The 12,570-nt window shown below is 37.3% G+C and carries 13 protein-coding genes; 3 read left to right on the top strand and 10 right to left on the bottom strand.

Annotated elements, in window-relative coordinates; genetic code table 11:
• Positions 1–106 precede the first annotated feature (106 nt).
• The gene (locus tag J7E63_RS20885; protein WP_215015969.1) at positions 107–751 is read left to right on the top strand and encodes a YczE/YyaS/YitT family protein; all 645 of its coding nucleotides are present in this window, start codon (positions 107–109) and stop codon (positions 749–751) included.
• Between the two features lie 55 nt (positions 752–806).
• Here the strand turns inward: J7E63_RS20885 and J7E63_RS20880 are convergent, their stop codons facing one another.
• The 6 genes from J7E63_RS20880 to pabB all read right to left on the bottom strand — a co-directional run bounded on the left by J7E63_RS20880 (position 807) and on the right by pabB (position 7,276).
• Positions 807–1,385 carry a hypothetical protein gene (locus J7E63_RS20880; protein WP_214714759.1) on the bottom strand — a complete coding sequence of 193 codons (579 nt, stop codon included), beginning with the start codon at positions 1,383–1,385 and terminating at the stop codon, positions 807–809.
• A gap of 448 nt (positions 1,386–1,833) precedes the next feature.
• Entirely contained in the window at positions 1,834–3,483 is a 1,650-nt protein-coding gene (locus J7E63_RS20875) for a copper resistance CopC/CopD family protein (RefSeq protein WP_251033646.1), read from the bottom strand.
• A 159-nt stretch (positions 3,484–3,642) separates the two neighbouring features.
• On the bottom strand, positions 3,643–4,413 hold the full coding sequence (locus J7E63_RS20870; protein ID WP_215015795.1) for a nucleotidyltransferase domain-containing protein: 771 nt from the start codon (positions 4,411–4,413) through the stop codon (positions 3,643–3,645).
• A gap of 2 nt (positions 4,414–4,415) precedes the next feature.
• On the bottom strand, positions 4,416–5,282 hold the full coding sequence (gene pabC / locus J7E63_RS20865; protein WP_215015794.1) for an aminodeoxychorismate lyase: 867 nt from the start codon (positions 5,280–5,282) through the stop codon (positions 4,416–4,418).
• 2 nt (positions 5,283–5,284) lie between these two features.
• On the bottom strand, positions 5,285–5,878 hold the full coding sequence (pabA, locus tag J7E63_RS20860; protein WP_215015793.1) for an aminodeoxychorismate/anthranilate synthase component II: 594 nt from the start codon (positions 5,876–5,878) through the stop codon (positions 5,285–5,287).
• Positions 5,879–5,884: 6 nt separating this feature from the next.
• Positions 5,885–7,276, bottom strand: coding sequence for an aminodeoxychorismate synthase, component I (gene pabB / locus J7E63_RS20855; RefSeq protein ID WP_215015792.1), 1,392 nt, complete (start codon positions 7,274–7,276; stop codon positions 5,885–5,887).
• A gap of 205 nt (positions 7,277–7,481) precedes the next feature.
• Between pabB and J7E63_RS20850 the strand changes: the two genes are divergently transcribed.
• Positions 7,482–7,724, top strand: coding sequence for a hypothetical protein (locus tag J7E63_RS20850; protein WP_215015786.1), 243 nt, complete (start codon positions 7,482–7,484; stop codon positions 7,722–7,724).
• 79 nt (positions 7,725–7,803) lie between these two features.
• Here J7E63_RS20850 and J7E63_RS20845 read toward each other — a convergent pair whose 3' ends face one another.
• On the bottom strand, positions 7,804–7,998 hold the full coding sequence (locus J7E63_RS20845) for an IDEAL domain-containing protein (RefSeq protein WP_098933134.1): 195 nt from the start codon (positions 7,996–7,998) through the stop codon (positions 7,804–7,806).
• 362 nt (positions 7,999–8,360) lie between these two features.
• On the opposite strand from J7E63_RS20845, the gene J7E63_RS20840 reads away from it, so the two are divergent.
• On the top strand, positions 8,361–9,209 hold the full coding sequence (locus J7E63_RS20840) for an alpha/beta fold hydrolase (protein WP_215015784.1): 849 nt from the start codon (positions 8,361–8,363) through the stop codon (positions 9,207–9,209).
• Between the two features lie 52 nt (positions 9,210–9,261).
• Here J7E63_RS20840 and J7E63_RS20835 read toward each other — a convergent pair whose 3' ends face one another.
• The 3 genes from J7E63_RS20835 to J7E63_RS20825 all read right to left on the bottom strand — a co-directional run bounded on the left by J7E63_RS20835 (position 9,262) and on the right by J7E63_RS20825 (position 12,465).
• The gene (locus J7E63_RS20835; protein WP_215015965.1) at positions 9,262–10,494 is read right to left on the bottom strand and encodes a multidrug effflux MFS transporter; all 1,233 of its coding nucleotides are present in this window, start codon (positions 10,492–10,494) and stop codon (positions 9,262–9,264) included.
• A gap of 235 nt (positions 10,495–10,729) precedes the next feature.
• Positions 10,730–11,329 carry a response regulator transcription factor gene (locus J7E63_RS20830; protein WP_215015782.1) on the bottom strand — a complete coding sequence of 200 codons (600 nt, stop codon included), beginning with the start codon at positions 11,327–11,329 and terminating at the stop codon, positions 10,730–10,732.
• Entirely contained in the window at positions 11,326–12,465 is a 1,140-nt protein-coding gene (locus tag J7E63_RS20825; protein WP_215015779.1) for a sensor histidine kinase, read from the bottom strand. The genes J7E63_RS20830 and J7E63_RS20825 overlap by 4 nt, the downstream gene beginning before the upstream one ends.
• Positions 12,466–12,570: the final 105 nt, after the last annotated feature.

The following is a 12,570-nucleotide window of genomic DNA, read 5'->3' as shown; positions in this document are numbered from 1 at the left end:
GATTACAATTCTATATTTCTAATTAACAATTGATTATTATTGATTCATCCTTTAGAATCTTATGATAGGTTAAAATATTCGAAAAACGATGAGTAAGTGGAGGTAACTGAAGATGAAATTCTTTCAGTATTTCTTATTTTTTGCAGGATTAACCTTTTTCGGCTTGGGAAATGCGATTGCCGTTAAGGTTAAATATGTTGGGTTACACCCATGGGAAGTACTAAATGTCGCCCTATATCAGCATTTTGGTTTAACTATTGGTACTTGGGGAGTGATTTGCGGGTTAATTCTGATCTTCATTTCCTTTTTTGTTGCACGGAGCTATATTAGCATAGGTACAATCCTAAATGCCCTATGTATTGGACCTATCATGGACTTTTTTCTCTGGTTGGATATTCTCCCAAATGCAACTGGCACATGGTTGGATTACCTCATTCTCCTCAGTGGAATCATGATTACAGGGATTGGTGGCGGCATGTATGTAGCAGCAGGGATTGGCGCTGGTCCACGTGATGGCTTCATGCTTTCGATTTCTGATAAAACAAAGTTGTCAGTAAGTCAAGCACGCATCATAGTTGAAAGCATTGTATTAATGATCGGTTTATTATTAGGTGGTCCTGTATTTATTGCTACTTTCCTTTATACATTCATTCAAAGTCCTATTTTCCATCATTCTCTTAAGCTATTTAAGTCATTAGTAGAAACTGTCAAAAGGAAAAACAGCAAAACGCAAGAAGGTATTGTTATTTAAAATAACGGAAATTAAGCACTTGTTGGAAGTGGTGACTTAATTTCCGTTATTTCAGTTAAATAACTTCGACACTCTCAGGAGTAAACTCTTTATAATATTTTCGATGGGAATCGGTGATGAAGGCCGACAATTTCCCTTCATAAATTAATTCTAAGGGTGCCGACTCCTTTATATCATGGGGAGTTACAAGGGATAGAGGCTTTTGACTTTTGATATCAATCCCGGATTCTTCCAAGATGGCTGCAACAAAATGGGAACAAAAGAAGGCATTTTTACGGGTCATCTCCATATTCAGCATCACAGCAATTAACCCAATGAGATTGTACCTGTATTCTTCCTTATGGTCTTCCATATCCCTTAATTTACAGATCATTTTTTGAAATTGTTTTTCGGTAATCGTTATGCAATAAATAGCACAATCGGCATTCCTAAATAGACCACCACGGACGTTTTCTTCCACAAATCCTGCAAAGAAAGGATTTCTTGGATTTCTTCTCCCAAAACTATAAACCTTGTTGAATTGTTCATCAATCACAATTGAGGCATGATTAAGTGGTTTTTTTGTATAGAGCTTAATCATTTTCCCTAAAACTGTACCCGTGTCCGTTAGAAGAACATAAACTTTCCTGCTCATTTTTAAAACCCCCTATTCGATTGGGAGGAAAATATAGTAAATTCTAACCCTAATATTTTCTATAAGTTAATCATAATTAATTCAAATAAAAGGGAAAACAATCTGCAGATTTATTTTCTTCTAAGACCTAAGCCTTAGGAACAGTCTTTTTTTGCAAAAGGTTGCAAATAAATATCCAAAATACTCCTAATATGATAAGGACTGATAATATTATTATAGTTCTTTCTTATTTTGAATTATAACAGTTCCAAGGGAAAATTTAGTATTTTTTACAAATAAAAGTATTAGCCATTACAAAATTTAAATTACTTTAAATAAGAAAAGCTTATAAAAAAACAGAAGATACGCATGGCATCTTCTGTTTTTTTATTATTTTTACGGATTGCTATAACCAAGGCTGCTAATGAAAGCAATGAAGCTATTCCTGATTAAATTAATGATAAGTTTTTTATTGACTTCCCACTAAAACTTTGAAATCAGTGTCGATACTTTCTAACGACTTGGTTAGAACATGGACATGTACGTTCCAATGACCTGCCATGCTAAAATGCAAACCCTTCAATTCATACTTGCCTTCAGCCGTTTTTGTTAAACTAACGGTTTCTTTTCCCATGTCCATTTCAAGCATGGTAAAGGTTAAGTGAATTTGTTCAATTTCTTTAATTGGCTTCCCTTCTCGGTCTTTTAAGGTAATCTCAAATAAATTCACTCCAATAATATTAGGCGTTGCTTCTAAAGTCACTTGCTTGCCATGGTTCACTATGTTAGTTTCCTTAAATGGTCCCGGAGATTGCAGGGCTGTTGGTAAATTAGTTAAAACAACGGATAGAACTAAGATTAACAAACCAAGGGTAAGCTCACCCTTTAGAGATACCTTCAGTCCCTTAGCGGTTCCCCTTTTTCCTTTAATAAAATTCACAGCTGCAAGGAGCAGCATCACCAAAAACAAAATAAGTTTCCACATTAAGGCTTTTCCATAGTTCGTTTGGACAAGTGCTGAAAGGTTTGGAATATATAAAAAACTGGCAAACAATCCTGTTAAAGTTAAAAAAAGAACAAGGATCAGTCCCCATTTGGAGAAACTTTTTATCATTTTCAAATAATTTTGCTTTATCTCTGTGTTTTTACGTAATGAAAGCAATGAGACAAAACCGGTTAAACTTCCGATCCAAATCGATGCAGCAAGTAAATGAAGAAAATCCATTGCTATTGTTAATAACTGATTTGGTTGTGCTGCGGCATGACTGGTCAGTGCCTTTGTCAATAACAAGGCTGCCCCAAGACAAAAGCAAGTCCACAAAATGGCTCGTTTCGTGCTCTCGGCCATGCCTATAAAAGAAGTGAGCAGGGCAAGAGTTATAAGGAGAGCTATTTGAATAACCCAAAATTGACCATAATTTGTGTTCATTAAGATATTTTCGATGATTGAGAAGTTAAACACTTCACTCCAAGGATAACCAGATTCAATCGTTGCCTGTAATGGCAGACTTAACAGAATACTAAGAAATAGAAGTATCAAAGCTGTGCTTATTAGCTTACGGAACTTCTTATCGACTGAACCTGTTTCCCGTAATTCCTTGGGTACAATAACCATATAAAAAAAGATGAGCCCGACATAGAACGCATTGCTCAGATATTGCAGCCATCGGATAATGATTAGATCCGCTTTAGGGGTGTAGCCTTTCGTTTCATTATCTATGGAGGTAGAGTCTTGACCTTTTTCACCAATTTGAAAAGGAATTACACCTTCAACAGGATGGCCGTCGCTTGAAACCACCTTCCACTTTATTCGATAGGATCCATTTGCAAGGTTCTTCTTTAATCCGCTCTTTAGGATAAAAGGTTGCTTTGGATCAATCCGACCATTTTTTTTATCGACTCGATTTCCTTCTGAATCAAAAACCTTAATTGAGTTAAAGGCAGGCTGGATGGTTTCATCAAATTTTAACGTTACTTCGGTTGGTGCTTTTTCCACCGTCTCATTTTCTAATGGTGTCGATTTTTTTATATAGGCGTGTGCTGATGAAATAGACGGAAATAAAAGTAAAAACAGGGACAGGATAACAAGAAATGAGCTGACTTTTTCTTTTATTTGCAATCCATCACTCCCCTTATTGTTAGCATCGTGTAGTAGTTGATATATATCACATGCAATAAAGTTTTCAATGTCGATACTATAATAATGATAAATAAGAATATTAACAATATCTTTATAGGACCAACTTGTGAATAATTGTTGAACTTTTTACAGTAATATTTAAGCCCAAACCTCATCGAGGACTTCTCTGAATAAATCATCTAGAATTGGAGTCATATCCTCTTTGGGGGCTCTAAGGGTTTTGGTGTATTCCTCAAGCCGGTTGATTTCTTTCTCCAAAAAGTCATTAATGGAAGTAATCTTTGGTTCGAGGTTTAGTTCATCCCCGCTAATTTTCCTTTCTAACAAGGTAAGGATTTCCTGCTTAAGTGACCCCTCAACAAGGAGTTCCTCTACCAATGTCTGAAATTCAATCGGCGGTACTGAATTATATCTTTCAATCCACATACAAGCTAAAACTGGACGCAGGACATAAAAGTATTTTTTAATTTTCACTTGATCGCTTCGGAGGTAATCACGAAAATTATCTTTTGCCATATTTAAGTAATGGTAGAGTGCTGACTGTGGCAAAAACACTTGATTTTGAATTGCTTTCAATTTATCTACTAACGAAAAAGCCTGATAATAAACTATCCCTGAATGGAGCCACTCCATTAGCGGGGGATTTGATTTTCTAAAAAGTTGGAGGGCTTTACGCAATTCCCAGCCATTAATATCAAGGAGATCATTAATTGGCAGTTCAATCACATCTCGCTTTTGGTCAATGCTCAAATACCAGTCCTTATTATGGACATAAATAAACCGGACATCGTAATCACTATCCTTGGATGGGAAGCCCCATGCTCTGCTTCCTGACTCTACAGCAAGACAGATTCTTACTCCATATTCTTCTTCTATTTTTTGGATTTCTGTTAGTATTTTTTCTTTCAAGGTTATTCACTCCTTAAACCATTCCTTGACCACAGACTTTGACAATAATGGCGATATTCGCGATGTAATTGTTGAACTACTTGTCCCTGTTTACCTGGTAATTGATGACCCTCAAATGAAGTAATTGGTACGATTTCCTGTATTGAATTGGTTACAAACATCTCATCGGCCTCAAGAACGTGTTTTAATAAGTACAATCCCTCTTTAACACAAAGATTATGTTTCTTCGCTAATTCGATAACAAACTGCCGTGTAATCCCATTTAAAATACCTGTTTGTACTGAAGGAGTATATAAGACGTTACCTTTTACCCAAAAGATATTAGAGACGATCCCTTCAGCTAAGTATCCATCCTCAGTTCGGAAAATACCTTCAATATCAGCAGCATTTCCAATCTCTCTTTTTGCCAAGATATTATTCATAAAATGATGTGACTTTACTCGTTCAATTCCTTCTGGACTGTTCCGCCTCAACTTCAATAAAACAGCCTTTTTTTCCGATAATTCTCCTGCCAGCGGTAACGGCTTAGGAAAAATAAGGATGTTCGGTTCCTTGTAAGGTTCCACCTGCAAACCAACATCACCTATTCCGGCTGAGACATTCAAGCGGATATAGGCATTAGATAAATTGTTTATTTTCAGTAAATCCTGCAAGATTCTATTCGTTTCTTCACGATGAAATCGGTAATTAATGTTAAGCACCTCTAAACCTTGATTTAGACGTGTTAGATGATCATCTAATAAAAAGGGAAACCCTTCATACACTCGAAACGTTTCAAATAATCCCATTCCATATAAAAAACCATGATCCAACGGGGAAATCATCGCATCTTCTTTTTTTAAAAATTGTCCGTTTAAATAAATCACCATACTTAATGACCCTTTTGCATTACAATATTTTTATAATGATGGACGAAGTTGCGCAAAAGATCTTTTCCCGAAGTAGTCAAAATAGATTCGGGGTGAAACTGAACTCCTTCAATTGGTAATTCCTTATGACGAATCGCCATAATTTCCCCGTCTTTTGTCCATGCAGAAATCTCAAAGCAATCTGGAAGAGTCTCTCTTTTGACAATCAATGAGTGGTATCGTGTCGCTGGAAAAGGGTTCGGTAAACCTTGAAAAATCGTCTTTCCATCATGATACATATCGGATGTTTTCCCGTGCATGAGTCTTTCTGCTCGAATAACCTCTCCATTAAATGCTTGGGCGATTGCTTGCTGACCTAGACACACACCAAATATCGGGATTTTTCCTGCGAATGCTTTAATTGCATCCAAGCTTATTCCCGCTTCATTTGGACTACATGGCCCTGGAGAAACCATTAAGAATTCAGGCTGTAGTTCTGAAATCTCGGCAATAGACGTTTGATTATTTCGTTTAACCAACAATTCTTCTCCAAGTTCACCTAAGTATTGAACTAAATTAAAGGTAAAGGAATCATAATTATCTATCATAAAAATCATTTTTGCTTACTCCTCTGCCATTTCTTTTGCCTTCCATAATGCAGCTGCTTTTTTCATAGACTCTTTGTATTCATGCTTTGGATTAGAATCAATAACAATCCCGGCACCAGCTTGAACATGTGCCATTCCATCTTTAATGAGCATGGTTCGGATGATAATGTTTAATTCTAGATTACCACTAAAATCAATCCAACCGAGTGATCCCGTATAAATTCCCCGTTGGACAGGCTCAAGCTCTTCTATTATCTCCATTGTTCGAACCTTAGGCGCGCCTGTAATGGTCCCACCGGGGAAAACAGCATCTATAATATCAATGCTAGATTTGTCTTCCGCCAATTCCCCTCTTACATTGGAGACGATGTGCATCACATGTGAGTATTTTTCAATGACCATAAATTCATTGACCTCAACTGTTCCGTACTTACATACCCTGCCAAGATCATTCCGCTCTAAATCCACTAGCATTACATGTTCCGCTCGTTCCTTTTCGTTTTCAATTAATTCATTGGCCAGTTTGATATCTTCTTCGTGGTTCTTACCTCTTGAACGAGTGCCGGCGATGGGTCGGGTGCTTACTTCTTGTCCATTTTTTTTAACAAGCAGTTCCGGTGATCCACTTACAAGCTGAAAGTCTGGTGTATGAAGATAGGCCATATATGGAGATGGATTTAAGGATCTTAATTGTTCATACACTTTAAGTGCCTCAACTTCAATCGGTTTTGATTGGCGGACTGCTAGGTTCACCTGGAACACATCACCTTGTGAAATATATTGTTGTACTTTTGTTACTGCCTGTTTAAAATCATCTTCTGTCATCGAAACCTCTAATTGATCCAAATCAATCTTATCTGCTTTATGACGTGGATTAGATGACGATTCATGAAGCCAGCGTTGTTCCCAAAATGCTAACCGATTATCAATATCCTGATCGTTTTCAGCCACTATCAACAGCCATAATAGATCTTGTTCATGGTCGTAAATAAACCATTCCTTTACTATGAAAAAGTAAATTTCCGGCATTTCTAAATCATCTTTTGCTATCTCAGGCAGTTTTTCTATGTTACGAGCATGATCATAGCTTATGTAACCAATCGCACCGCCGAGGAAACTCGGTAGACCTTCTATTTTATCAACATGATACTGGCTCATCCATTCCTTCAATAAGTGAAGCGGATTTCCTTCCAACCTCTCAGAACCCTTATCATCGTGAATTTCAAGTGTACGATTCTTACCTTTGATAATCGTTTCAGGCTGGAACGCAGCAATACTGTAACGCCCGCCACGCCCACTTTCCAATAGCACATGATGGGTGCTATTCTCAGCAAGTACACGAAACTGACTGAAAAATTTTGAATAAGAATAAGGAATTTTTTTGCTGTACAAATGAAGTTGATGCAAACATTTCACCCCTAATTGTTTTTCTTTTTATATCATACTTGAAATGGGTGTCAGGCACCACTGAAGAAGTAACTGACACCCACGAAGAGAGAACTTTTATTCAGTCCTTAATGAATGAATTTTTGAACTTGCTGTGGAATTTGGTGATAAATTAGTTGATTTTTCTGTTGGTGCATTATCAGGGTTACTTATTTTGGGTGGAGCAGTGGCTGTGGGAGCTTCAAAAAAGGATACTCGAGTGGATGACTCAATTCATCAGGATGACAAAAAGATAGGATCAAAGGTTAATGGGGAAAAGGTAGAAATTGAAACAGAACATGGTCAAACAGTGATAAAAGTAATAGCTGATGATACTAACAGTGGTTATATTACTACTGCCGATGACGGTGCTCATCAGAACAGACATAGCGGTGATGACGATAACAAGGCTGATGACGACAATAGCTGAGCTGAAAACAGAAAGAAGCCCATCCAATGATTGGATAGGGCTTCTTTTTTAATAGTAATAGGATTAGTTAGTAAATGATTTAAGAAATTTTCTTTAACTCTTCTGTTAACCTTAGGAATAATTCTTTATCCCCATGTTGTAATGTTTGGTCGATTTCCTTGCGGATTTTCTCCCTCTTAAACTCTAGCAGGGCATTATTTAGAAACATCTCAGCAACTACAGCATCTGTATTCTCATCCGAATGTTGTGGTGAATTAAGTAATTTCTTTTCCATGGAAATCAACTCCTTACGTTTTTTTTAATTATACAAGGAGTTTTCTAAAAATTCAAACACTTTATTTCGAAAATCAAAAAAAAATTTTTACCAAATGACCAAAAACACAAAAAGCTGGTGTCAGGCACCGCAAAAAGACACTTTCCCCATTTGTCCACGACGGATGGACGCACACCAAAAATATCCATTTATATTAAGTATTATCAGATTTGTGTAGGTTTTTTGTACTAACTTTTCGAAAATTTTTATTTTATAACTATGTTTGGGCTGTTTTGCTATCTGCAGATTTTTTTGTGTATGTATCGATTTTTGGGGAACATTATACTCATCTATTTTATTGACGGAGCAGGTGAGGGATTTAGATGGAACAAACAGTCTTATCAGGTTATCGACCAGTTAATAACATTAATGTATATTATGAATTTTATCCAAATCAAACATCGGAAAAAACGTTTGTATTATTACATGGGTTCCTTTCTTCTACCTTCACATTTCGCCATTTAATCTCATTTTTGAAGAAAGACTACCAGGTACTATCCGTTGATCTTCCCCCATTTGGGAAAAGTGCGAAATGTAACCGTTATGTCTATTCCTACAAGAATTTAGCCCAAACTGTCATAAAACTTACGGAGTCTTTGGGGTTAAAAAAAATGACCTTTATTGGTCATTCCATGGGTGGGCAAATTGTATTAAATATCCTTCATATGATGCCAGAGCTAGCAGATACAGCCATTCTACTCTGCAGTTCAGCTTATCTTAAACGCTCTAAATTGCCCTTAATCTTGACTAGCTACCTTCCCTATTTCCATCTCTTCGTAAAATATTGGTTTGCACGGACTGGTGTAAAAAAGAATCTTCAAGACGCACTATTTAACCATGCCATTATCAACGAAGAAATGATAAATGGGTACTTACAGCCTTTTTTAGAAGATGAGATTTTCGTCGCGCTTACAAGAATGATTCGTGACCGTGAGGGAGACTTGCCCGTTGAGATCCTAAACCAAATCAAAACACCTTGTTTATTACTTTGGGGGGATCATGATAAATCGATGCCGCTTAATGTAGGAGAAAAGCTAAATAAAGACCTAACCAACTCTGAGCTGATTGTGTTAAAAGATACTGGCCATGCCCTTCCAGAAGAGCGCCCTTTGGAAGTATTTGAATATATTAAAGGCTTTATTGATAATTACAAAACGGCAGCTGAAGCGTAGCTGCCGTTATTACAGTCGAATTTGAAGCCGAAATTTACTTTCCCTTGTAACCTCAATTTGTTTGGTTTCTGTTATGTACAAGAAACATGTATAAAAGGACCGCTCCCCCACCAGCACAAGAGATGACAATTCCCATTGGTATCGCTGTATGTTCTCCTCCTAATCCCACAAGGGGAGCAACAATTCCTCCAAAGGAAAGAGACATGACTCCTAAAAGAGCAGATGCACTGCCTGCAGACTTCCCTTGTTTTTGCATAGCAAGGGAAAATCCTGCCGTATTAACCACCCCGACACTGGTTACCACAAAGAATAGTGGCAGTAAGACAATTAGTAAGTCAGCATGTAAAATCAAAAGAAGCAGTAGTATAATTCCACCAAAAAAAGACATCCCAATTCCAAAAACGAACAGCTTTGATTCGTGTATTCGACCAGCCAATCTTCCTGTCGTTTGACTAGCAATCATGATTCCAATCCCATTTATAGCAAAGATCAAACTAAACATTTGGGCAGAGCCGCCATATATATTCTGCACCACAAATGGTGAGCCTGAAATATACGCAAACATAGCAGCAAAAACAAGTCCTTGTACTAAAGCATATCCCATGAAACTGCGATCTAAAATGAGGTTTTTAAAGGTAACAAACGTATTTTTCAACCCTCCTGCAGCCCTTTTTTCTTCAGGATGTGTTTCTGGAAGCCAGAAAAATACAACAATGGACATCAGCAATCCGATTATACTTAAGACGATAAATATACCTTGCCAAGGTACAATTTTTAAGAACTGTGCACCCACAACAGGTGCTAGAATCGGAGCGAGGCCATTAACCAATGCAAGCAACGTAAAGAATTTGGTTAATTCTGAACCTGAATATAAATCCCGAACAACCGCCCGTGAAATAACAATTCCAGCGGAACCTGCGAGCCCTTGAATTAATCGTAAAATAATAAATGTCCAAATCGAGGGACTAAATACACATAAGAGTGAAACAACAAAATAAGTGATTAATCCGATAAGCAACGGCTTACGGCGCCCATAAACATCACTGAGTGGACCAGAAAACAGCTGACCAAAAGCTAATCCCAGCAAGAAAAAGGTTAAACTAAATTGAACCAATGAAGGATTTGAGTGAAAATCTTTTGCTAACTCAGGGAGAGCAGGTAAATACATATCAATCGACAAGGGACCGAATGCTGCTAACGTACCGAGGATACCAGCCATCCATAACCGTTGGGAGCGGGGCATTACCTTGCTGCCATCTATCTCATCTTTTATTGATTCTCCCATCAAAAAATCAATCCCTTTCTGCAATAAACTTCCTATATTTACTTTCTATTATAGTAAACTACACTTTTCAAAAAAATAAAACTTATTTGCAACCTTAATAGGGAATTAGCACCCGATTATAATTCAAGAAAATTTTAATCATTTATTTAGGATTTACACTTCCCCAGTCTGACCTACTTAGTTCATGCGAAAAAAAAAAGTGTTTTAACGGTGCCTGACACCGTAAAAACACTCTTTATTTGAACCAGCCTTTTTCTTTAGATTGAGTTATTGCTTCGATTCTATTTTTAACTTCAAGTTTGTCGAGGATGATCGAGATGTAATTTCTGACAGTTCCTGTTTTGATGCTAAGTTCTTCTGCGATTTCTTTCGTATTTTTTCCGACAGCTACAAGCTCTAGCACCTCTTTTTCCCGGTCAGTTAACGGGTTTTCTTCTCCATATACATCGTCCATTAATTCTGGCGCATAAATTCGTTTTCCTGACATCACACTTCGGATGGAGTTAGCCAACTCTTCACTAGGACTATCCTTCAACAAATAGCCGCTCACACCAGCTTTTAATGCCCGTTGGAAGTAACCTGTCCGGGCAAAGGTGGTTAAAATGATAACTTTACAGCCAAGACCCTTCAACTCTTCAGCCGCCTCCAGTCCGCTCTTGCCAGGCATTTCAATATCCATAATACAGACATTAGGTTGAAACTTTTTCACCAGCGCAACGGCCTCTTCTCCGTTTGAGGCCTTTCCAACAACTTCCATGTCATCTTCTAAATTTAGTAATGAACCAAAGGCTCCTAAAAGCATTTGCTGGTCTTCAGCAATCACGATTTTAATCATTTTTTATCCTCCTTATCCAAACCAGATTTGACATCATTAGGTACACTTATGATTAACGTTGTTCCATCTTTTGTCAAAATATCTAGACTGCCATTAATAAATTCCAGCCGTTCTTTCATACCAATCAGCCCATGACCTTCTGCTAACTTTTCCTTCTCCCCCTTAAAGATACCATCATCCTGAACTCTTATTACCAATTCCTTCAACGTTTGTTCGATCGATATGGAACATGACTTAGCTTCACTATGTTTAACGACATTATTTACGGCCTCTTTCAAACACATGCTTAAAATATTCTCCGTTAACAGCGAGACATTTGATGGTGTAAAATCCCCTTCACGCACAAAATTTATTTGGGCAGCGTTTAGGATTTGTTCAACACGGAGGATTTCGTCCTTCAAGCGGATCCCACGCATCGAAGAAACCATTTTTCTAACTTCACTTAATGCCGTCCGAGCTGTTTGCTGAACATCCTTCAATTCATTCCGTGCCTGATCAGGATCTTTCGAGATTAATTTTCGTGCCAAATCTGACTTCAAACCGATGAGTGAAAGCTTTTGACCGAGTGTATCATGAAGGTCCCGGGCAATCCGCTGGCGCTCTTCTATTTTGACTAGTTCCGAAATCCGTTTATTCGCATCCACTAGCTTTTCTTCAAGCTGCCCCCTCTCCTTTCGGTTATGGATACTAAACGGAAGAAGGATCACACTAATCCAAATGATGATTACAAAGGGCAATTGCTGTAGAAATAATTTTTCATGCATGACGATACTGAAGTTAATTGATACCGATGTACTAAACAAATGAATAAAATACAAGGTCAAAAAGGCAACCCTATCTTTAATATTGCCGATAAAGTAGGCAAGGAAAAATGCAAAATAAACATAATTGAATAGGCTGTTCGCAGTAATCGAAATCCCGATCAAGATCAACGTCCATAGATAAACCGGCCAGCCTTTTGAAATAAACGCAATTCGGTAAAAGATAAAGAATAGCAGCGTGAGTAAAATTCCTACAACAATTTCAATTGTGGAAGGTGATTGAAAAATAAAGTAAAACGGTAATATACCTAGAATCGTCCAAATATACGGTGCAATACCATTATTTTTTTGAAATGTCATATACTTTTTTATCATGAACGAAACCTCATTTTCACTTAAAATCCTCTTATCTACCTATCATAACTCAAAGCAGCTTAGTTTTTCTCCCTTACAGCATTCATTTTAACTAAAAACTTTACT

The organism is Bacillus sp. ISL-75, from assembly GCF_018613095.1.
This window is presented reverse-complemented; position numbering and strand designations above follow the sequence as displayed.